This is a genomic window from Lacimicrobium alkaliphilum (assembly GCF_001466725.1).
Classification (GTDB): domain Bacteria; phylum Pseudomonadota; class Gammaproteobacteria; order Enterobacterales; family Alteromonadaceae; genus Lacimicrobium; species Lacimicrobium alkaliphilum_B.
On record NZ_CP013650.1, the window covers coordinates 3,174,315 to 3,196,517 of the forward strand.

At 51.9% G+C, this 22,203-nt stretch carries 19 protein-coding genes and 1 pseudogene; 7 read left to right on the forward strand and 13 right to left on the reverse strand.

What is annotated here, in order from left to right; genetic code table 11:
- The first annotated feature begins 26 nt into the window (after positions 1–26).
- The 5 genes from AT746_RS14380 to AT746_RS14400 all read left to right on the forward strand — a co-directional run bounded on the left by AT746_RS14380 (position 27) and on the right by AT746_RS14400 (position 5,379).
- On the forward strand, positions 27–2,492 hold the full coding sequence (locus AT746_RS14380; RefSeq protein ID WP_062481463.1) for a heavy metal translocating P-type ATPase: 2,466 nt from the start codon (positions 27–29) through the stop codon (positions 2,490–2,492).
- 41 nt (positions 2,493–2,533) lie between these two features.
- On the forward strand, positions 2,534–3,340 hold the full coding sequence (locus AT746_RS14385; protein WP_197414266.1) for an AraC family transcriptional regulator: 807 nt from the start codon (positions 2,534–2,536) through the stop codon (positions 3,338–3,340).
- Positions 3,341–3,389: 49 nt separating this feature from the next.
- Positions 3,390–3,833: a carboxymuconolactone decarboxylase family protein gene (locus AT746_RS14390; protein WP_062481466.1), complete on the forward strand. Its 444-nt coding sequence runs from the start codon at positions 3,390–3,392 to the stop codon at positions 3,831–3,833.
- A 130-nt stretch (positions 3,834–3,963) separates the two neighbouring features.
- On the forward strand, positions 3,964–4,947 hold the full coding sequence (locus AT746_RS14395; protein WP_082633291.1) for a LysR substrate-binding domain-containing protein: 984 nt from the start codon (positions 3,964–3,966) through the stop codon (positions 4,945–4,947).
- A 99-nt stretch (positions 4,948–5,046) separates the two neighbouring features.
- Positions 5,047–5,379 carry a hypothetical protein gene (locus tag AT746_RS14400; RefSeq protein WP_062481468.1) on the forward strand — a complete coding sequence of 111 codons (333 nt, stop codon included), beginning with the start codon at positions 5,047–5,049 and terminating at the stop codon, positions 5,377–5,379.
- Between the two features lie 181 nt (positions 5,380–5,560).
- On the opposite strand, the gene AT746_RS14405 is transcribed toward AT746_RS14400, so the two are convergent.
- The gene (locus AT746_RS14405) at positions 5,561–6,211 is read right to left on the reverse strand and encodes a hypothetical protein (RefSeq protein WP_062481470.1); all 651 of its coding nucleotides are present in this window, start codon (positions 6,209–6,211) and stop codon (positions 5,561–5,563) included.
- A gap of 237 nt (positions 6,212–6,448) precedes the next feature.
- Between AT746_RS14405 and AT746_RS14410 the strand changes: the two genes are divergently transcribed.
- Positions 6,449–7,123 (forward strand): SDR family oxidoreductase, encoded by a 675-nt coding sequence (locus tag AT746_RS14410; protein ID WP_062481472.1) that lies wholly within the window; start codon positions 6,449–6,451, stop codon positions 7,121–7,123.
- Between the two features lie 284 nt (positions 7,124–7,407).
- Here AT746_RS14410 and AT746_RS14420 read toward each other — a convergent pair whose 3' ends face one another.
- Positions 7,408–8,790 (reverse strand): M16 family metallopeptidase, encoded by a 1,383-nt coding sequence (locus AT746_RS14420; RefSeq protein WP_062481477.1) that lies wholly within the window; start codon positions 8,788–8,790, stop codon positions 7,408–7,410.
- Positions 8,774–10,108: a M16 family metallopeptidase gene (locus AT746_RS14425; protein ID WP_062481479.1), complete on the reverse strand. Its 1,335-nt coding sequence runs from the start codon at positions 10,106–10,108 to the stop codon at positions 8,774–8,776. The genes AT746_RS14420 and AT746_RS14425 overlap by 17 nt, the downstream gene beginning before the upstream one ends.
- Positions 10,109–10,480: 372 nt before the next feature.
- Here AT746_RS14425 and xseA point away from each other — a divergent pair.
- Positions 10,481–11,808: pseudogene (gene xseA, locus AT746_RS14430) on the forward strand (exodeoxyribonuclease VII large subunit).
- Positions 11,809–11,875: 67 nt separating this feature from the next.
- Here xseA and AT746_RS14435 read toward each other — a convergent pair.
- From AT746_RS14435 to ndk, 10 genes are all read right to left on the reverse strand, one after another.
- A complete protein-coding gene (locus AT746_RS14435; protein ID WP_062481481.1) occupies positions 11,876–12,352 on the reverse strand; it encodes a SixA phosphatase family protein in 477 nt (158 codons plus the stop codon).
- Positions 12,352–13,797, reverse strand: coding sequence for a ribosome biogenesis GTPase Der (der, locus tag AT746_RS14440; RefSeq protein WP_062481483.1), 1,446 nt, complete (start codon positions 13,795–13,797; stop codon positions 12,352–12,354). The genes AT746_RS14435 and der overlap by 1 nt, the downstream gene beginning before the upstream one ends.
- A gap of 29 nt (positions 13,798–13,826) precedes the next feature.
- Positions 13,827–15,089: an outer membrane protein assembly factor BamB gene (gene bamB / locus AT746_RS14445; RefSeq protein ID WP_197414267.1), complete on the reverse strand. Its 1,263-nt coding sequence runs from the start codon at positions 15,087–15,089 to the stop codon at positions 13,827–13,829.
- Positions 15,086–15,709 (reverse strand): YfgM family protein, encoded by a 624-nt coding sequence (locus tag AT746_RS14450; RefSeq protein ID WP_062484259.1) that lies wholly within the window; start codon positions 15,707–15,709, stop codon positions 15,086–15,088. Before AT746_RS14450 ends, bamB begins: the two co-directional genes overlap by 4 nt.
- A 9-nt stretch (positions 15,710–15,718) precedes the next feature.
- Positions 15,719–16,999: a histidine--tRNA ligase gene (gene hisS / locus AT746_RS14455; RefSeq protein ID WP_082633410.1), complete on the reverse strand. Its 1,281-nt coding sequence runs from the start codon at positions 16,997–16,999 to the stop codon at positions 15,719–15,721.
- 102 nt (positions 17,000–17,101) lie between these two features.
- On the reverse strand, positions 17,102–18,217 hold the full coding sequence (gene ispG, locus AT746_RS14460) for a flavodoxin-dependent (E)-4-hydroxy-3-methylbut-2-enyl-diphosphate synthase (protein ID WP_062481485.1): 1,116 nt from the start codon (positions 18,215–18,217) through the stop codon (positions 17,102–17,104).
- A 37-nt stretch (positions 18,218–18,254) separates the two neighbouring features.
- Positions 18,255–19,205 (reverse strand): RodZ domain-containing protein, encoded by a 951-nt coding sequence (locus tag AT746_RS14465; protein ID WP_062481487.1) that lies wholly within the window; start codon positions 19,203–19,205, stop codon positions 18,255–18,257.
- 74 nt (positions 19,206–19,279) lie between these two features.
- A complete protein-coding gene (gene pilW / locus AT746_RS14470) occupies positions 19,280–20,278 on the reverse strand; it encodes a type IV pilus biogenesis/stability protein PilW (RefSeq protein ID WP_062481489.1) in 999 nt (332 codons plus the stop codon).
- Between the two features lie 28 nt (positions 20,279–20,306).
- The gene (locus AT746_RS14475; RefSeq protein WP_062481491.1) at positions 20,307–21,428 is read right to left on the reverse strand and encodes a bifunctional tRNA (adenosine(37)-C2)-methyltransferase TrmG/ribosomal RNA large subunit methyltransferase RlmN; all 1,122 of its coding nucleotides are present in this window, start codon (positions 21,426–21,428) and stop codon (positions 20,307–20,309) included.
- 136 nt (positions 21,429–21,564) lie between these two features.
- A complete protein-coding gene (ndk, locus tag AT746_RS14480) occupies positions 21,565–21,996 on the reverse strand; it encodes a nucleoside-diphosphate kinase (RefSeq protein ID WP_062481493.1) in 432 nt (143 codons plus the stop codon).
- Positions 21,997–22,203 lie beyond the last annotated feature (207 nt).

Below are 22,203 nucleotides of genomic sequence, written 5' to 3' on the forward strand. Positions count from 1 at the left end.
CGGGTATTGAAACCAGGGGAAACCTCATGACCGCCAATCACCACCAGGCAAACAAAGAGCTACACCTGCAACTCAGCGGCTTAAGCTGCGCCTCGTGCGTAAAGCGGGCCGAAAAAGCGCTGACAGACACGCCGGGGGTGCACAGCGCCACCGTCAACCTGGCCAGTGAAAGTGCCAGTGTCACAGCCGATGCCGATACCGGGCTGTCTGAGGTGCTGCAAGCCTTACAAAATGCCGGTTACCCGGCGCGCACAGAGATGATGACGCTGGATCTGTTTGGCATGAATTGCGCCTCCTGTGTCGCCAAGGTGGAAACAGCACTGCAACAGCTCGGTGGTGTTATCAGTGCCCGCGTTAATCTCGCTTCCGAACAGGCCCGCATTGAAATACTCGAAGGTGAAACAACGGCGCAGCAACTGATCAGTGCAGTGCGCGAAGCCGGTTACGACGCCAAAGTTCATGGCAGCGATGCGACCGCCGGCACAGATCATAAACAACAGGAACAGCAAAGCCTGAAACGTTCTCTGTGGCTGGCGGCATTATTGACCCTGCCGGTATTTATTATGGAGATGGGCGGCCATCTTATTGCGCCCTTTGGTCACTGGCTGATGGAGAGCCTTGGCCAGGGCACCAACTGGACAATTCAGTTTATTTTAACCACCGCAGTGCTTGCCCTGCCCGGCCGCCGTTTTTTCCGTATCGGTTTTCCGGCTCTGATCAAAGGCTCGCCGGATATGAACTCACTGGTGGCGCTGGGTACCTCAGCCGCCTGGCTGTTTTCATCGGTGGCGCTGTTTTTGCCACAGTTATTACCCGCAGGAACCCGGCACGTGTATTTTGAGGCGGCGGCGGTGATCGTAACCCTGATCCTGCTCGGCCGTTACCTTGAAGCCCGGGCCAAGGGGCGCACCGGCGATGCCATTAAACGCTTAATCGGCATGCAGGCAAAAACCGCCCGGGTTAAACGTAACGGCGAGGTTAAGGATATAGCCCTGGAAGAGCTGGTCAAAGATGATCAGGTCATTGTCAGGCCCGGTGAGCGTATTCCGGTCGATGGCGATGTTAACGAGGGCAGTTCCTGGGTGGATGAGTCTATGCTCACCGGTGAGCCGGTGCCGGTGGAAAAACACCCCGGTGATCAGGTGGTGGGCGGCACCGTCAACAAAAATTCGGTACTGACCCTCACCGCCACCAAAGTCGGCGCCGACAGTGTACTGGCACAGATTATCCGTATGGTGGAACAGGCTCAGGGCACCCGCTTGCCGGTACAGGCATTGGTTGACAAAGTCACCTCGGTGTTTGTGCCAGTGGTGATGTTAACGGCCCTGCTGACCTTTGCCCTGTGGTTATGGCTGGGGCCGGATCCGGCACTGACCTTTGCTTTGGTTAATGCCGTTGCGGTGCTGATTATTGCCTGCCCCTGTGCCATGGGCCTGGCAACGCCGGTTTCAATTATGGTGGGAACCGGGCGGGCAGCCGAAAACGGCGTGCTGTTCCGCAAAGGCGAGGCCCTGCAAACGCTGCGCAGTGCCTCGGTTATCGCGCTGGATAAAACCGGCACCCTGACTAAAGGCAAACCGGAAATGACCGATTTCGAGGTGGCCCAAGGCATGGACGAAAACACCTTGCTGGCGATGGTGGCCGCGATTGAAGATAACTCAGAGCATCCTATCGCCGAAGCCATTGTCAGAGCCGCAAAAAAGCGGGAACTGTCATTGCCACCAATCAGCGATTTTAACACCCATGCGGGCATGGGCGTGCAGGCACAAACACAAGGCCATCGCCTGGAAATCGGCGCGGATCGCTACCTGCAAAAACTGGGTTATGAACTTGGAACATTTGAAGACTCCGCCACAAAACTTGCCGGTGAGGGTAAAACACCGCTGTATGTAGCCCTTGATGGCAAAACCGTGGCCGTGATCGCGGTGGCAGATACCCTTCGTGAAGGCTCTGTTGAGGCGGTAAAGGCATTTCATCACTTAGGGCTTAAAGTGGCCATGGTAACAGGTGATAACTGCCGTACTGCCGAGGCTATTGCCAGGAAACTGGGGATTGATGATGTGATGGCCGAGGTGATGCCAGACGGCAAAGTCGAAGCGGTTAAACAACTGCGCCAGAGATATGGCCAGCTGGCCTTTGTGGGCGATGGCATTAATGATGCCCCTGCCCTGGCAGAGGCCGATGTGGGCATTGCCGTTGGCACAGGTACCGATGTGGCCATTGAGTCAGCCGATGTGGTGCTGATGCGCGATGATCTGCGCGGCGTGGTCAATGCTTTTGCCATCAGCCGTGCCACCCTGCGTAATATCCGCCAGAATCTGTTCTGGGCTTTTGCCTACAACGCCGTCTTAATTCCGGTGGCCACAGGCCTGTTGTTTCCGTGGTTTGGTATATTACTCTCACCCATGCTGGCGGCAGGGGCCATGGCCCTGTCCAGTGTGTTTGTGCTGACCAATGCACTGCGATTAAGAGGGTTTAAGAGCCAGTACTGAACACGGTAGAATAGCCGCCGGGTAATAACGAAATGAACACCATGCATTCAACATCCGCAATGAATATTGAAGCTGCAGATGCCCTTAATTTCAGGCTCAGGCAGCCGGTTGCTTATCTGCGTCCCTGGGTTGACCTGTATTACTCTATGCAGCGGCCAGCGCCTGAGCCCACAGGCCGCTGCCGTAATCTGTATCCTGACGGTGGCGCAACCCTACAGTTTGATTTTTCCCATCAGCATGGTGTTAAGGTTTCCTTTAACCTGCAACACACCAGGCAGCAAAAGTGCTTTGATGGTCCTCTTGATTGCGCGGCGGTGCGGTTTAAGCCCGGTGGTGCCTATGCGCTTTTTGGCTTAAGCGCCGCCGAGCTGGCCGGTGCTGATGCAGATGCGCTGCTGATGAAGGCCGGTATTAATGGATTATGTGAACAATTAGCGAATGTTCGTGAGCCTTCACAAAGACTTCAGCGAATAGAAGGCTTTCTGACGTTGCGCATGCAAACTCACAATACGCGAGCGGGACTGATACAACAATGGCTCGGGGCCCTGCCCGCGGCACCGCAGGAGATCCGCGCGCAACTGCAGACAAAAGGCATTGCCAGGCGAAAGCTGGAGCGGGCATTTCGTGTTGAAACCGGTTTTTCACCCGGTCAGTTGTATAACCTGCACCGCCACAAAGCCATTCGTAATCTGCTAGTCAGACAACCTCAGTTGCCGTTATCGGATATTGCCCTGCAATATGGCTTTTATGATCAGGCTCATTTTATCCGCCAGTTTACAGGTGCTACGGGCAACAGCCCGGGCCAATACCGTCGACGCAAGTTGTCGCAATTTTACAATAGCAACTAAAATAATCCGGGTAGTGTTATGGCTCCGATGATATAGACAGGAGCTAATAATGAACGCTAAGGTTAGACGACTCACCCGTGAACAGGTCTATAAAATACAGCCTGCTCTGTCACAATCGCTGATCAGGCTGGGAGAAGCGGCGACCTCATCCTTACCAAAATCACTCACCCACTTAATCAGAATACGGGTATCACAAATCAATGGCTGCGCATTCTGTCTCACCATGCACTCGCAGGAAGCGCGGCGGGACGGTGAAGATCAGGCGCGGCTGGATGTGCTGTCGGCATGGCGCGAAGCCCACTGTTTTGACCAGCAGGAAAAGATGGCGCTGCTATTGGCGGAGACTATTACCCATATCGGCGACCAGCAGTTACCGGACGGGGTTTATGCAGAAGTTACCGCCGTCTTTAGTGAGCAGGAACTGGTGAATTTAATCGCCTGTATCATAGAAATTAATAGCTGGAACCGGATTGCGATTACCTTTCGCTTTTAATTAGAGGTACCAACCGTCGTCCGGGAAGACGGTTAAGGGTTGTTGATAGTATACGTTGTGGAGTTAAGGTTTTCTTAATGCTAAGGTAGTACCCGTTAAATATGTTCACTGTTCACAACAGGCCAGCACCATGAGCACCATAACGCCCTCAGCACAAACCTGCCGCAGCGCAGTCATGCCCATCCTGGATCTTGATATGCTCAGGACCTTCGTAGCCATTGCTGAATCCGGCAGCATGACCAAAGCCGCACGAGTAGTATTTCGCACCCCTGCCGCTATCAGCATGCAGGTAAAAAAGTTAGAAGAGGTGCTACAGCGCAACCTGCTGGAGCGAAAATCTCGCTCTATTGCGCTGACTCCCGAGGGCGAGATATTACTCAGATACAGCAGACAGTTGCTTAAGCTCAATGAAGAGCTGGTAGGCCAGTTTCTGTGCCCCAGGCTAAACGGCAAAGTGACTCTGGGGATGCCGGAACAGTTTGGTAGCAATGAGCTGCCCGCTATCCTCTCGCAATTTGCCAAATCACATCCATCGGTGCAGGTGGATGTGGTGCTGGGTAAGAGTATTGAGATCAAACAGCGTTTTGAGAATGGCGAAATTGATTTAGCCCTGATATCCCATAACCTGCATGTTACACCGGATACGATACTCAAGACCGTGCGCCTGGAGAAACTGGTATGGGCCGTGAGCAAGAACAGTGATGCGATAAATCAGTCTCCTTTACCGCTGGCGCTGGCTGAGCACGGCTGCCCCTGGCGGACACTAGCCCTTGAGGCCCTGGATGAGGCCGGCATCGAATATCGCATCGCTTATTCCAGTGAAAACTGTACCGGCCAGTTGGCTGCGGTGATGGCAGATCTCGCTGTTGCGGCTGTGCCCGAGAGTCTGGTTAAGCCACCACTGAAGAAACTCGGGCACACAAATCGTTTACCTGAAATTGGCTACGCGCAAACCAGCCTGATGTTAAGTTCATCGGCCAACGAGGTAACCCTGGTATTGAAGGACTTTATTCTGCAGGTGCTGGATCCCAGGGATATGAAGGCAGATGCACCAGAATCTGTGAATGAATCGCAAGCTCATATCAGGGAAGCCCTGGAACATCTTAAAATATAACTATTAAGTTTTACTTAACTCACACCTAAGAACTTTTAGTTTTACTGATTAACGCCATCGCTCTACATTTGAAACTCCTAACCACCAAAGGATGTTTCTATGAAAAGCGCATACTATGTCATTTTGTTACTACTACTGACTTTGCCTGCACCGCTGACTTCGGCGCAGGAAGTCAACGAAAATACCTTTCTGACCGATCAGGATTACCCTTATCAGATGCTGGTCCGGGTCACGGATAAGGTAGAAGTGCATTACACAGAAAACGGCTCTGATAGTATCAACTGCAGCACCCGCATCCTGCGCGGTGACAAAGAAATTATCACCGACGCTGTGGAAGCGCACAGAGCGCAGTTCGTTAAAGACGCAATGCGGGCCTGTCTGCCAAGAAATCAAGCCAAACTGGCACTGAAGCAAGTGTTCAGCACCCTTTAATGTTAATGTCAGCAGTGCAGTACCGTTTAACTGATGTTAAGCGGCACTGCACAAAAGACACCTGCTCAATTTCTTGCTCCAGCTTCCAGAATCATTGTTTAGCCCTCAAAATAACCGGCAGATCTAAGCGGCCAAATAAAAGGCCAGCATATTGCTGGCCTTGAACGCATAGCGATTTACTTTATGAATCGGCGTTTTTCGTCTTGTCCCGATACAAAGTGGTAATACTCTCGGCGACAAGTTCATTACTCTCAAAAATACCGATATCGAAATCCCCGGTTACCGAGACAAATTCGCCTTTATCGATTTGCTGGAACCCTTTGTCATCCATCGGGTTGTACAGCATCTGCGAGGTATCAACAGTAACTTCGCGACGGCCTGTATCGATAGTAAATTCGCGTCCATCGACTTTGGTTACTGTACCCGTCAGACGTAAATCATTGTCGATATACACTGTTGTCATATCCGGTGCCAGTAATGCCTCTTCATCGGCGTCATTGGCATAGAAATAGGTATTCAGATCCTTAACGTACACACTGTTAGCCTCGATCGAGGTGGTCTCGTAGAGATCATCATCAACCCGTCCATTAACTTTGACCTGATCGCCGCCAAGAATCGGATAGGCATCGCCGTACCAGTCCCAGTCGTCCATCTCAACAGTGACAATGCCCTCACCGTAATCGAGAATAAAACCATCGGCGTCTGATTCAACCACGGTACCGTTAAGACTTATCCAGCTGCCGTCCGGACGGGCATAAGGGTTTTTGGCCATGGCCGGTGCAACTACGGCTGACGCAAGTGCTACAGATAGTAAAGATTTCATAAATCTCATACATCCTCCTTTGCTCAATGTATTTGCACGCTCTTTTTGTAACGCAGGTGCGCGACCTGCGAAGGCTTTGCTACGGCTACTTATTGCCTCTTAATATATTACCTGATGGCAATCTGAATATTTTCAAGGGGATCAGATTTGCCGATAGCCAATGTTCAGATTTTTTGAGTGGTTATTGCATTTATCTGTCATCAGACTTATGCCACCCTTTAAAGGAATTTTTTACAGGAGCCAAACATGTCTAAAGTGATATTGATTACCGGTGCCTCCAGCGGTATCGGCGAAGCCACTGCCCGCCAAGCGGCATCTGAAGGACATAAACTGATTCTCACCGCCCGCCGGGGTGAATTACTGGATAAACTGGTGGCGGAATTTGGTGAATCCAATGCCTTAGGTCTGGCCGCCGATGTGACCGATTTTGCGGCGCTGGAAAATGTGGTGAAAGCCGGGCTGGAGAAATTCGGACGTCTGGATGTGGCTTTTGCCAATGCCGGTACCGGCGTTTCCACTCCCGGTACAGAAGAGGGTGATCCACAGGAATGGGATAAGATGATCAGCCTGAATATCAATGCCCTGCTCTATACCGCCAGACTGACTCTGCCGCATTTACGCAAAACCACCGGGCATTTTATTATGACCGGATCTGCCGCCGGGCGTATCACCCTTAAAGGCTCAGTCTACGGCGCCACTAAGTGGTTTGTGCATGGCTTTGCCAGTAATCTGGCTGAAGAGATGAAGGAATGGCAGGGCCGCCTGACCACCATCGCACCGGGCATGGTGAATACACCATTCTTTGACGAACCCAAGCCAGACAAGCTGGATCCGCAGGATGTGGCCGATGCCGTGCTGTATGCCATCAATGCCAACCCACGCAACTGTGTACGTGAGGTGTTTCTGATGCCGGCGTATTAAGCACCTTTAATAAAGACAAGAATAACCACAGAGAACACAGAGGTTCTAAAGGTTTAATATCCCCGACTACTCTGCGACCTTTGCGCCTCTGCGTGATCTTCAGAATTTCTTGTTGATCTCGCCAAGCAGCAAAGACGCAGAGGGATTAACCGCCAGGCCCCTTTTACTTCTCTGTGCCCTCTGTGGCTCTGTGGTGAAGATGTTTGTACAGTCCCGGATTGCGCTGGCTACGTCATTAATGTAGCCAGTCAAGAAGCGAAGCGGATTGCGGGAAAAATGCATGGCTATAGACTAATCTGCTGTGTATCGATCTTCGTTTCAATCAGCTCACCGTATTCACTCACTACTGGCCTGAGGGCTTCGGCATTGCCGACCACCACCATTTGCAGGTGCTGTTGTGGGAAATACTGCCCGACCAGAGATTTGGCCTTATCGACGTCCAGCGCATTCACATTATCACTGAAATCATTAATAAAGGCCTCATCATAGCCATAGATAAACATGCCGCTGAGCAAACCGGCCAGCTCACCGGACGTTTCATACTTGGGCGGAAACTGCCCTTTTACATAAGCCTTGGCTGAGTCCAGGGTTTCTTTATCGATCCCCTGCTGCCAGAGTCTGGCATAGGTTTTCAGGGTCAGGTCGATGGCCTCTTTGGTTTTATCGGTCTGAGTAAAGGTGTAAATACTAAAGCTGCCGCCTTTCTGATAGGGCTGGAAACTGCTTCTGGCGCCGTAGGTCAGGCCGGTATTCACCCGCAACTCATCATTCAGCCAGGAGGTAAAACGCCCGCCGAGTATGGTATTGATCACCTGCAGTGCCACATAATCAGGATTGCTGCGGGCAATACCGGGGCCGCCGATGATATAAGTGCTTTCCCGGGCATCGGGTTTATCCACCAGCAGCACTCTGGCTTTATCGGCCTTCACCTCTGCCAAAGGCAGCACAAAGTCTTCTGTCTGACCCTGCCACTGGCCAAACAAGGCCTTGATTTTGCTGATCATCTTGTCGCTGTCAAAATCCCCCACTATGCTGATGGCAGTGTTATCGGGGCGATACCATTTGTCGTAAAAACCTTTTAAGTCTGTGACCTGCATGGTTTTCACACTGGCAATATTTCCGCTCTGCTCTGTAGCATAGGGATGCTCTGCAAATAACAGGGCATTAAAGTAATTACCGATTACCGCCTTAGGGCTTTCCTGCGCCTGCTGCAGAGCCGCAAGGTGCCGCTGTTGGTAGGCCCTGATTTCCTGCTCATCAAAAACGGGATGCAGCAGGGCATCGGCGAGCATCTTCAGGACCTTGTCCTCGTCTTTGCTGGCAAAAGACGCAGCCACCTGGCTGGCTTCCATACCACCACCGGCGTTGATATTGGCACCGACAAAATCCAGATGTTGTTCAAATTCAGCACGACTCAATTCACCACTTCCGAGTAACAGTGCATTGGCGGTCATCTCCGCCTGACCGGCCTTTTCATCCTGAACGGCACCGGCTTTGACGGTAACAATGGCGTCAATTAGGGGTACCTCTTTTTGTTCCATCAGGTACAGGGTCAGGCCATTTTCCAGCACCAGTTTCTCATAGGCAGGCAGTTTGAATTCTGCCGCCGACAGGCTGAATGTGGTAAGGGCCAACAGCGCCAGCAGGGAATTAACGATCTTGTGCATAAGAATCTTCCTTATTATCCAGAATACCGACAGTGCTGTTGGCTTTGCGCAGGTAGGTTTTCGCCACCCGCTGAATATCAGCGGCGCTGACTTTTTCAAGCTCGGCCGGTAAATCAAACAGTTCTCTGTAATCACCGAAATAAACCTGATACGTCCCTATGGTGTTGGCCTTGCCGTTAATGGTCTGCATTTCCCGGTAGAAACTGACCAGTTGGCTGTTCTTAACCTTCTGAAGCTCCTGTTCGCTGACGCCCTGCTCAATAACCAGTTTGATTTGCTCCACAAGCCCCTGTTCCAGTGCCTCTGCAGAGGTTCCCGGCGTGGCGATGGCATAGAGGTAAAACAGGTTGGCATCGAAAGACTCAGGAATATAGCTCATCACATTGGTGGCCAGCTTCTGCTCAAATACAAGCGCTTGTTTGAGTCTTGAGCTGTTGCCTTTGGCCAGAATTTCACCCAGCATCTGCAGCGCGTAGTAATCTTGATGGCCGGTTGGGGGAATATGAAAGGCCATCATCAGATTGGGGCTGGTTACTGATTCCTTATGCACATAGGTGCGCCGCTCGCCTTTCTGCTCAGGCTCTTTGGTATGAATATTACGAGGCTCTGGCTGCGCAGGGATCGGCTCAAAATAGGCCCTGGCCAGCTTTTTCACTTCATCAAATTTCACTGCACCGGCAATCACCACTACCGCATTGTTCGGTGCATAGTAGGTCTTATGGTACTGACGTAAATCCTCCAGGGTCCAGTTGGCAATATCAGAATCATGACCAATCACCGGCCAGCTGTATGGATGGGCGCGAAAGGCCACACCTTTAACTTCCTCATGCAGAGTACGGAAGTTGGAGTTCTCCAGCCCGGTACTGCGCTCTGAAGCAACTACGCCCCGCTCACTCTCCACTACCTCGGCATTAATATCCAGATTGGCGATACGATCCGCTTCCAGGTCGAAAATCAGTTCCAGAGCATCGGCCGGAAACCAGTCGGTATAGACGGTCAGGTTCTCAGTGGTGTAGGCATTGTTCGCGCCGCCCGCCGCCTCCATGGTGCGGTCAAACATTTTCGGACCGTATTTTTCTGAACCGTTAAACATCATATGCTCAAAGAAGTGCGACAAGCCGGTGATACCGGGGTATTCATTACGGGAGCCGACTTTCCAGAACAGATACATATTGGCATTAGGGATAGAATCATCTTCCAGTACCAGAATCTGCATGCCGTTTTCGAGGGTAAATTGCTGTATGTCTTTGGCTTCGGTGGCCTTGGCAGCAGGTGTTGCCAGCAACAGCACCAGACACAGCATCAGTATGCTTTTCATTTCTAATTTTTCTCCGTTTAAGCATAGGGAGGTTTTAACCTGGGTTCTGCAGTTGCGCGCGAGACGAGAGTGCATCTGTCTGATTTGGATGGCGTAATGAAAAAATTCGTGGTTACCTTATTGGTAATGAGGCATTTTTTCATATAGCCAGACAAATCAAGGAGATGTGCTATCGACCTTGTGTCAACTGTCGAGTTCAGGTTTAACGTCGCTCAGTCTATCCCTGTTATATAGGCAATACCAATACACTGAAGTGATTCGCTACAGGGAAAATGTAAAAAGCTATTACAGACTGAATTCCCTTGTGACTTGGCTTTGCCGCAGTAAGGCTTTATGCTCACAAACCTGCGCAATCAACTCAATGACCCCGGCATGATGCACGCCACCAATGACACCATCTATACCGTCAGCCGCCTTAACCGTCAGGCCCGTATGGTGCTGGAAAGTGAAATAGGTCAGGTATGGGTCAGGGCCGAAATTTCTAACTTTGTTGCCGCCGGCTCCGGCCATTGGTATTTCACCCTTAAGGATGATCGCGCTCAGGTGCGTACCGCCATGTTCCGCAATGCAAACCGAAGGGTAACGCTGCGACCTAAGGAAGGGGATCGGGTGCTGGTCAGAGCGACCCTTAGCCTTTACGAGCCACGGGGAGATTACCAGCTGATTGCCGAACATATGGAGCCTGAGGGAGAGGGACTGCTGAAACAACAGTTTGAGCAGTTAAAGCAGCGTCTGGCCGCTGAAGGTTTGTTCGACCAGCAACACAAAAAAACCATTCCTCATCCCATTGTTAAGGTGGGTGTGATCACCTCGGCCACCGGCGCTGCCCTGCATGACATTCTGACGGTGCTGAAACGCCGTAACCCGGCCATTGAAGTGATTATTTACCCCTCTCAGGTACAGGGCGACACTGCTGCCTCGCAACTGATCAGTGCACTGCAGATTGCCAACCAGCGCAACGAAGTGGATGTGATCATTCTCGGCCGCGGTGGTGGTTCACTGGAAGATCTCTGGTGCTTTAATGATGAAAACCTGGCCCGGGCAATTTTGCATCATCCTTGCCGGTGATCAGTGCCGTCGGCCATGAAGTGGATATCAGTATCGCCGATTTTGTCGCCGATCTGCGCGCACCCACGCCTTCAGCCGCCGCCGAACTGGTCAGCCAGGACCGACAAGAGCTGGAAAGCGCCCTGCTACAAACCATCAGACGACTGCACCGTGCCATGGCAGGTCAATTACAGCATTTGCATGGTCGCCAGCAACTGGCATTAGAGCAACTGCAGCGCACTCACCCAAGAGTCAGATTGCAACAGCAGAGCCAGCATCTGGACAGATTGCACAGCGAACTGAATCACGCTCTGGCCGGCCAGCTCAATCAGGCCCGGCAGCGGATGACGGCGCTACAGTCAAGATTACAGCACCAGTCACCGCAGCAGAAACTTCAGGCGATGCAACAACAATTACAGTTTCAGTCCCATGGCCTGCAGAGCCAGTTACGTAAACTGTTACGGGACAAACACCAGGATCTGGCCAACAACAGTCACTTACTCAATACCGTCAGCCCGCTGGCAACATTAAGCCGGGGTTACAGCATCAGTTTAAAAGACGATCAGGTGATTAAAACGGCCAAGGCGCTGAAGACCGGAGACAAACTCACCACCCGCTTTGTGGATGGCGAAGTCAGCAGCACCGTGAAGTAACGAACAAGGCTTTAGTTAGTGTCTTTCGTGGTTTATCCGCCTTTTAAGCTTAAAGGCATAGATTAAATCACAGCGAAAGGTGCACTGTAATGACATTACTCTGGTGGATTTGCAACTGGTACAGGTCGCCATAGTCAGACTCGCTCATGGCCTTGGCTTCGCCTCCCAAAATCCCGATCAACTGTGGTGTGGTATTGCTGTGGCCGACGATAACAGCATTTTCTCCACGCTGTTGCAGCGCTCTGGCAAAGGTATTCAGGTCGGACGGATCATAAACCTGCACGTCTATACCTGTCAGTTCAGACAAGGCCGCCACCGTTTCACGGGTACGACGGTAGTCGGTACTGTAAATGCGCTGAATATCACCATGCTGTAGCAACCTGGCCAATCGCAGGCCCTGTTGTCTTCCGTCATCGGTCAGGGATGGATCCTTGCTGCCATCATCCTGTTTCTCGGCATGGCGCAGCAAATACAGATTGTACTCTGCCGCCCACAGCGGTTGGGTCAGCGATAACAGCAACAGGGTCAGCAACGTTTTCAGCATTATTTCTTCTTATGAAAGGCCATCAGACGCCTGCGTTTGCGCTGCTGAGACAGGGTAAGCTGGTTTTTCTTACCCTCAAAGGGGTTGGCCCCTTCTTTGAATTCAATCCGGATTGGCGTACCCATCACTTTCAGGGACTTACGGAAATAATTCATCAGATAGCGCTTGTAGGCATCGGGCAAATCTTCCACCTGATTGCCATGGATAACAATAACCGGCGGGTTATAGCCACCGGCATGGGCATACTTCATCTTCACCCGGCGACCACGCACCAGCGGCGGCTGATGATCATCCTGCGCCATTTCCATAATCCGGGTCAGAATAGAGGTATTAATCCGTCGGGTCGCCGATCCATAGGCTTCCTGTACCGACTCAAACAGATTGCCCACGCCCGAGCCGTGCAAAGCCGAGATAAAATGCAGGCGGGCAAAATCAATAAAGCCCAGACGGCGATCCAGTTCACGCTTGATCTCGTCTTTCACATCAGTATCCAGCCCGTCCCATTTATTGACCGCCATCACTAAAGAGCGGCCCGAATTGAGCACAAAACTGAGCAGACTGAGATCCTGATCGGTGATCCCTTCACGGGCATCCACCACCAGTAACACTACATTCGCTTCTTCGATGGCCTGCAGGGTCTTGACGATGGAAAATTTCTCCACCATGTCAGAGACTTTCCTGCGCTTACGCACACCGGCGGTATCGATAAGAATATATTCACGATCATCCCTGCTCATGGGAATAAACACGCTGTCTCTGGTGGTACCGGGCTGGTCATACACCACCACCCGCTCTTCACCGAGAATCCGGTTCGTCAGGGTGGATTTTCCGACATTGGGCTTACCCACAATGGCCAGTTTAATCGGCAGATCCTGTAACCGTTTGAGCTGAGCCTCGGCATCTTCCTCTTCATGATTCACCGGTTCATCGGGCGCAATCATATCCGGGAAGGTTTCAGACAAGGGGTAGAGCAAATTCTGCAACAACTGGCTGATACCACGACCATGGGCGGCCGCAATCTGGTGCACCTCACCTAAGGCCAGGGCGTAGAACTCGGCACTCTCACTGTCGCCGTCGATCCCATCAACCTTGTTGGCGACAATATGCACCGGCTTGTTCTGCAGGCGCAGATGACGGGCAATACCCTGGTCCGCGGCGGTAATACCGGTGCGGGCATCGAGCAGAAATAACACCAGATCGGCTTCTTCCACCGCCAGCAGAGACTGCTGTGCCATCTCTGCATCAATGCCCTGTTCATCACCGCTGATACCACCGGTATCCACGACGATAAACTGCATGCCCTCGTAGTTGGCCTGACCATACTTCCGGTCCCGGGTCAGTCCGGGAAAATCCGCTACCAACGCATCACGTGTGCGGGTCAGACGGTTAAATAGCGTGGACTTGCCCACGTTGGGGCGGCCGACCAAAGCCACGACGGGTAACATAATAGATTTTCCTAATATTCAAAAAGGGTTCAGGGCGTATCAATTGCCTTGAGCTGGCCGTCACGAGTTACTGCAAACAGCCTTTCTCCCTGCACGACCGGCTCCACATAAACACCTTCATCGGTGTCATCATCACCTGCAGCAAAGCGGGCGACTATCTTGCCATCACTTTGGTTCAGCCAGTGCAGGAATCCGAATTTATCTCCCACCACGACATAGTCGGAAAGCGGTGCCGCAGCGGTCAGTACTCTGCTTCGCAGGCTATTCTGGCTCCAGAGCTCAACCCCGTTGCGTCTGTCCAGGGCATACACCACGCTGTTGGCGTCGACCACAAACAGATTATTACCATCCAGGGTAATTCTGCGATAGGAGCGATATTCACGTTTCCAGATTACCCGGCCGCTGCGCAACTCAAGCGCGGCCAGAGTACCGTCAAAAGACACTACATAAATCACTCCGCCCAGTACCAGCGGCTCAACGTCAATATCGACGATACGATCCAGCTCGGTAGCTCCAGAGGGCGAGGCAATGGTCTGTTCCCAGGCAACCTGACCATTTTCCATGATGACAATCGCCATCTTGCCTGATGCCGTGCCCACCATTGCACCACCACTGCTGATAGTGGGTGTGGCAATGCCACGCAATGACAGTGGCGGTACATCAGATTCATAACGCCACTGTTCTTCACCGGTTTCGGCGTCCAGCCCAAGCATCAGTCCTGAACCTGTGTTTATGACCACCATACCGGCTTCTACGGCAGGTTTGGCCAGCACTTCACCTTCTACCTCAACCCGCCAGACCGTATCGCCGGTATTCACATCCAGCGCATAAACCTCGCCGTTTTCAGTGCCGAAGTAGAGTTTTTCATAGCTGGCCGTCAGGCCACCGCCTATTCTGGCCGACTCGCCGGATTCCCATAGTCTGGCGATACCGGAGAAAAACCCGCCATCTTTAAATCTGGCAAAGCTTTGCTGCCAGACAACCTTCCCCGTTTCCGGATCAAAGGCTTTAACTTCACCATGGCGACTGGCGGCAAACAGCTTGTCATAGGCAAGCACAGGCTGCAGGCGGGAAAAATGATCACCAACACCATCGCCGATTTCCTTTTCCCAGGCTAATTGTGGAGAAAACTCGGCCTGAATCGGTTCAAGTTGTTGGATCTTCAGTTCTTCTTCATCGGCAAACCAGGTTCTGGCGTCCATCCACTGGGGCATGATCGAACAACCGGACAATCCAAGCAGCGTCAGCAGGCTCAATGCCCGCATCGATTTGATCAGTTTAAAATCACTCATAGACTTGCCAGTACCTGCAGGTTATCCAGTTTCATTTTCAGCAGATTGTTTCCGGCGTTCAACTGCAGTGCCTCGCTGTATGCAGAGCGGGCCTGATCGAGTTTTTCCTGAGCAACATACACATCGCCCTGCAACTCCAGCACCTGGGATTTATAACTCTGAGCCTCGACAGAGGCCAGTGTTGTCAGTGCCTCTTCATAGGCCTGCTGCTGGATTTGCACCCGGGCCAGACGCAATCTGGCAACGCTGGCCAGCGCATCCACACCAGCCTTATCTGCGGCCAGTTTCAGCTGTGCTGCGGCTTCTTCAAGATTATCCAGCTCAACAGCCTGCTGCGCCAGTTGCATAGCCGCCAGTGCCGCATAATGATTGTCAGGGTTTTCAGACACAAAGCGTTTTGCCTCGTCAAAGCCCTGTTCACCCTGCTCCAGCATGGTGATGGCCTGTTCATATTGCTCAGAGGCCTGCTCCTGCGAAGCGACACGCTGTTCGTTATAGTAGCGCCAGCCCCACAGGCCACCGAGGCCAATTACTGCGCCGAGGATGATTGCTGTGCCATTTTCTTTCCAGAATTTTTTGATGGCTTCGACTTGTTGTTCTTCTGTGCTGTAATCTTCCACCACATTCCCCTACTTATGGTTAAATATCTGTTTCAGCATCGGCAGCAATTCAGCCGTTCCGACATACTCTTGTGGCCGATCTTCTCGCAGGTATTTTATCGATACCTGCTGCTGCTGCGCTTCTTCTTCACCCACGATCAATGCGAGTGTCGCGCCGCTTTTGTCAGCCCGTTTAAGTTGTTTCTTAAAATTTCCGCCGCCACAGTGAGTCTGTAACCTCAGTGCAGGCATTTGATCGCGCAGGGCTTCTGCCAGCTTCAGCGCATAGATTTCAGCGGCCTCACCCATAATACACAGGTAGGCTTCAACTTCCCGGGGCGCTCCACCTTTACCAAGCGCTTCTAACAGTAATACCAGACGCTCCAGCCCCATGGCAAAGCCAACCGCCGGGGTGCTCTTACCGCCCAGTTGCTCAACCAGACCATCATAGCGGCCGCCGGCACAGACCGTACCCTGAGCACCAAGGGCGTCGGTAACCCACTCAAAAACGGTGCGGTTATAATAGTCCAGCCCCCGGACCAGGCGTGAATTAACCCGGTATTGGATACCCAACTGGTCCAATCGTTCACGTAATTGCTGAAAATGTTCCGCGGATTCTGCATCCAGGTAATCGAGCAAATCCGGCGCATCCACCAGCAGCGCCTGGATATCAGGGTTCTTGCTGTCCAGTACTCTGAGCGGATTGGTGTGCATTCGCCTTTTGCTCTCTTCGTCCAGGCTGGCTTCATGCTGCTGCAAAAAAGTCACCAGAGCGTCTTTATAGCTGGCTCTGGCATCCGGTGAACCCAGAGAGTTGATCTCCAGCGTCACCTGATCGGCGATACCAAAACGTTGCCACAATCTGGCACTCATCAGAATCACTTCCAAATCAATATCCGGGCCGCCCAGCCCGAAGGCTTCGATACCAAACTGATGGAACTGACGATAGCGGCCTTTTTGCGGTCGCTCATGACGGAACATCGGGCCCATATACCACAGCCGTTGCTGCTGGTTATAAAGCAGCCCATGTTCATTGCCCGCGCGCACACAGCTGGCAGTGCCCTCAGGACGCAGGGTCAGGCTGTCGCCATTGCGATCCTCAAAGGTATACATTTCTTTCTCGACAATGTCGGTCACTTCACCGATAGAGCGTTTGAACAGATCGGTGCTTTCCACTATGGGCGTGCGGATTTCCTGATAACCATAACCGGCTACCAGCTCCCGAATACTCTGTTCTACCCACTGCCATGCCCCGGATTGTTCGGGCAGGCAGTCGTTCATGCCGCGAATAGCCTGAATTTGTTTTGCCACCAGTAATCTGTCTCTTTTATGTGAACCTGAATCACCCACTTTTCAGTGGTGATTTTTTGCAATGGCGATTATAGGGATTTTGTACCCAAAGTCATACCGACTTCAGGCGTTTTTCACTTCAATACGCTTGTTCTGATCCAGCATTGCAGCCTTGGCCCGGATACGTTTTTCCAGTTGGTCGACCAGATCTTCATTATCCAGCCGCTCTTTCTGGCGCTGACCATCAAGGTAGAAGCCACTCTTATTGCGCGCTCCGGTAAGCCCCAGGTCCGAGACTTCGGCTTCACCCGGCCCATTCACCACGCAACCGATGATGGACACGTCCATGGGCGTGAGCAGATCTTCGAGACGCTGTTCCAGCGCATTGACCGTGGCGATGACATCAAACTCCTGGCGTGAACAGCTCGGGCAGGCAATAAAATTAATTCCCCGAGAGCGAATACGCAGAGACTTGAGAATATCAAAACCCACTTTAATCTCTTCCACCGGGTCTGCCGCCAGCGAGATACGAATAGTGTCACCGATTCCCTCAGCCAGCAGCATGCCCAGCCCTACTGAGCTTTTTACTGCACCGGCACGTAAACCGCCGGCCTCAGTAATGCCAAGGTGAAGAGGCTGTTCAATCTGTTTCGCCAGCAGCCGGTAAGCACCAACGGCAAGAAACACATCTGAGGCTTTGACACTGACTTTGAACTGATGGAAATTGAGGCGATCGAGAATATCCACATGGCGCATGGCAGACTCAAGCAATGCCTGTGGAGTCGGCTCGCCATATTTTTCCTGCAGGTCTTTTTCCAGCGAACCACCGTTGACGCCAATGCGAATCGGAATATTCTTGTCCCTGGCACAGTCCACTACAGCACGGATGCGTTCTTCATTGCCAATATTGCCCGGATTGATGCGCAGGCAGTCGGCACCATATTCAGCCACTTTAAGGGCAATACGGTAATCAAAATGAATGTCGGCAATCAGCGGAATCTCGACTTGTTGACGAATCTGCTTAAACGCCTCCGCGGCATCCATAGTAGGTACAGAAACCCGCACAATCTCTCCGCCTACGGCCTGAATCCGTTTTATTTGCGCAACGGTAGCCCCGACATCTGTGGTAAGGGTATTAGTCATAGACTGCACGGCGATAGGTGCACCATCACCTATGGGCACAGTGCCTACATTGATACGGGTAGATTTGCGACGTTTTATCGGTGATTCACCAAACATAACCTTCTCTTATCCTGATAAACAGTATGAATCAGCGTTATTCGGCCAGCGGTAAGGTGAAGCTGGCCGTCCTGTCCTTATCGAAGCCTGACATAGCCACCGGCTCTCCGGCATAGGTAATCGACACCACACCGGGCGCCCCGAGAGTAATCTCAAAGGGCGGGATTCCGGACAGCGGCATCACCCGCCCCTGGGCCTTAACGCCATAGGCAATAGCTTCTCCTGTAGCGTCCACAATATTGACCCAACAATCGCCGCTGAACTCAAACACCAAATCCACCGCATCAATCATCTGGTTGGCAGGAGGCTCCGCCACCTCATCGGGCGCGGCGGGCTGAACCAGCGCCGTTTCACCTGACTCTTCGGCTACAGTCTGAGATTCAGCCGGCCCGGCCATGTTTTGCTGATCACCGGAGGCTTGCTGCCCTTCAGAAGCGGGTTCTAATGCGGAAGTTTCAGAAATGCTGTTGTCATCATCCGTTACCTCACTATTATCGCGCTCCTGCACGGTAAAGCGTGATACGTCACTGCTCTCAGACCCTGTGGTTTCCACTGAGGTCTCAATCTCGGGCAAAATATCGCTGTCACTTTGCTGAAACCACCAGACCACCACCAGGGCCAGAATAATGCCCAGGATCAGGTAGGACACCAGCATCAGCTTGTCATCATCAGCCTGCATCGACATTTTCCGGGAAAAACTCTGCAACTTCGCAGGCTCAGGGGCACTTGTATTGACCCGCTCATAAGCCTTAAGTACCTCATCAACAGGCACTTCCAGTAATTTGGCATACGCCTTAAGATAGCCACGGATAAAGGTGACGGAGATGGTCTTGTCGAAGTGCTCGGCTTCGAGGTCCTGTACATTGGCCAGGCGCAGGTTTAAGCGACTGGCGACCTCTTCCTGGCTCAGGCCTTTCTCGACCCGGGCATTCTTAAGAAGGGTGCCGGGCCCTGCTACTTGTTCTTCGGCTGACTGTTCGTCTGTCATAATACTGCGTAAACTCTATGTTTTTTTGATTCTATACCCAACTGACCTCAAGGTGTCATATGGGTATATGGCCTCTATGGCTGTGATACCCGCAATTTGCTGCCAACTCTGATGTCCTGCGCATCCGCCAGCTCATTCCACTCAATCAGCTTGCTCATTCTGATATTATATTTCAGGGATATCCGGTACAGATTCTCTCCCGCCTGCACTTCGTGAAATTGCACACCCTGTTCCTCATCCGTTACTTCGCGATCTTCGGTCTTCGGTGTCGGTGCAGGAACAGGCGTTGCCACTGGTTCAGCGCGCTCCACACGGCTTTGAGCTCTGAGACTCTGTTGTGCCCGGGCCGTCAAACGGTGCTCAGGATACAATTGCATAAGCATATTAACGTATCCACGCGCTCCTTGCAGGTTCTGTAACCCTGACTCAGCCTGATAGGCCATATATAGTGTCTGTGGCGTTACTCTGCCCTGACGTTCATAGCGGCTCAGCGCCTGCTTGGCTTGCTGCCATTGCTCATCCTCAATCAGGATCTCAGTTAACAACAACAGGCTTTGGCTGCGACCGGGCTGATGATTCAGCGCTCTTTCAAGATAATCCACCGCATCGCTAATCTGTCCCTGGCTGCGACTGCACAAAGCCATATTCTCGTAGGTTTCCGCCACCCTGTTGTAACTCTGGCTGTTTACCGCCTGCATAAAGTAACCTTTGGCCTGATCGTATCGGCCAAGCTGACACAGAAACGCCCCATAACTATTGAGGATATCCGGGTTATTGCGATCCAGTTGCATAGCCTGGCGATAGGACTTTTCTGCCTGTTCGAATTCTTCTACACGCTGAAAATAGTAGGCCAGACTGTAGTGCACATCGGCCATTTTCGGTGCAAATTCGAGCGCCTTGTCGAGATTCCGTTTGGCCTGGCTGAAATTGCCATTTTTGAGATAGGTCAGGCCCAGGGAAATACGGGTTTTTGCCGCTTCAGCGGCATCGAAATTGTTCGCCCTTTCCTGCCCGGACTGACCGGCACAGGCAGAAATCAACAGGCATATCGATATCAGAAGAAGCTTTTGCATAAGTTCCCGATTTAAAAACAACAATCTGTCAGGCCATTCTTACTGAAATTTGTTCACCCTTCACCTGTTTTTTCATCATCCGTCGGGTTCTGTCGACAACATCACCGACTAACTGCCCACAGGCCGCGTCAATATCATCGCCACGGGTCTTGCGCACCACTACCGTGTAACCGTATTGCATCAGCACCTTGGAGAAACGGTCAATACGAGAGTTGCTTGAGCAGGTGTAAGGCGATCCCGGATAAGGATTAAAGGGGATCAGATTAATTTTACTCGGCGTATCTTTCAGCAGACGCCCAAGTTCATGGGCCTGATCGGTACTGTCATTGATACCGTTAAGCATCACATATTCGATGGTAACCCGGCCCTGATTGGCATTGGATTTAGTCAGATAGCGACGCACGCCGTCGAGCAACTGGGCAATAGGATATTTTTTGTTAACCGGCACAATTTCGTTACGCAGTTCGTCATTAGGGGCATGCAGGGACACCGCCAGGGCGACGTCTATCTGATCGCCGAGCATATCCAGCGCTGGCACCACACCAGAGGTACTTAAGGTAACCCGGCGTTTAGACAGCCCAAAACCAAAGTCATCAAGCATAATATCCATGGCCGGCACCACATTTTTCAGATTCAGCAGCGGTTCGCCCATGCCCATCATTACCACATTGGTAATGGGTCGACGGGAGGTATCATTCGACAGGCCGATCACTTTTGCCACCCGCCATACCTGGCCAATAATCTCAGATACCGACAGGTTGCGGTTAAAGCCCTGCTGGGCCGTTGAGCAAAATGTACATTCCAGCGCACAACCGACCTGGGAGGAAACACACAGCGTGGCCCGGTCAGATTCCGGGATCCATACGGCTTCCACTTCCTGACCACCCGATACCGTCAGGGCAAATTTAATCGTGCCGTCGGTGGCATTCTGTTGGTAGGCAATTTGTGGCGCCCTGATCTCGGCCTGCCCGGCAAGCTTGCCCCGCAACACCTTATTCAGGTTGGTCATCTGCTCAAAATCTTCAACACCATACTGATAGATCCATTTCATGATCTGATCCGCACGGAAGGGCTTTTCACCGATGCTGGCAAGAAAATCCCTTAACCCCTGACGGTTAAGATCGAGCAAATTTGTTTTAGCGGTGGCCATATTTATACCTAAATTACTACAGAAGCAAAGGGGGCGTATTGTACATTTTTTAAGCGCAGTTACCAATCAGACAACAGCCAGAATATTTCAATTAAAAAGGGAGCCGCAGCTCCCTTTTCTAACCGACTGCTGACCTTCAACGGGTGCGCGGGCAGATTTCTTCGTCAGAGAAGAAGTAAGCAATCTCTCTGGCCGCTGATTCTGGCGCATCAGAACCGTGTACCGCATTCTCATCGATAGATACGGCGTAGTCTGCGCGCAGAGTACCGGCCAGTGCTTCGGCAGGATTAGTGGCGCCCATGATTTCACGGTTCTTCTTCACCGCATTTTCGCCTTCAAGGACTTGCACCATAACCGGGCCAGAGGTCATAAACTCAACCAGAGCGCCAAAGAAAGGACGTTCTTTATGCTCGCCATAGAAACCTTCAGCCTGCTCTTTGCTCATATGCAGCATTTTCGATGCAACAATGCGCAGTCCGGCGGTTTCAAAACGATTGTAGATTGCACCGATCACGTTTTTCGCAACGGCATCTGGCTTGATGATAGAAAAAGTACGCTCAAGAGCCATGTAAGTCTCCGAAATTGGGTAGAGTTGAAAATTTGAGCGCGGATTATATGCAAAAATATAGCACTTTGCTATCTATCCCCGCGATCAAACTTAAACCCGCTTATCCTGCGCGCAGGAACATAAATTTTATGCTGTTGTTTTACCACTTTACCACTGCCAATACTTGAGTAAAACGCTCAGGTAATATAGAATCGGCACAAGTTTATA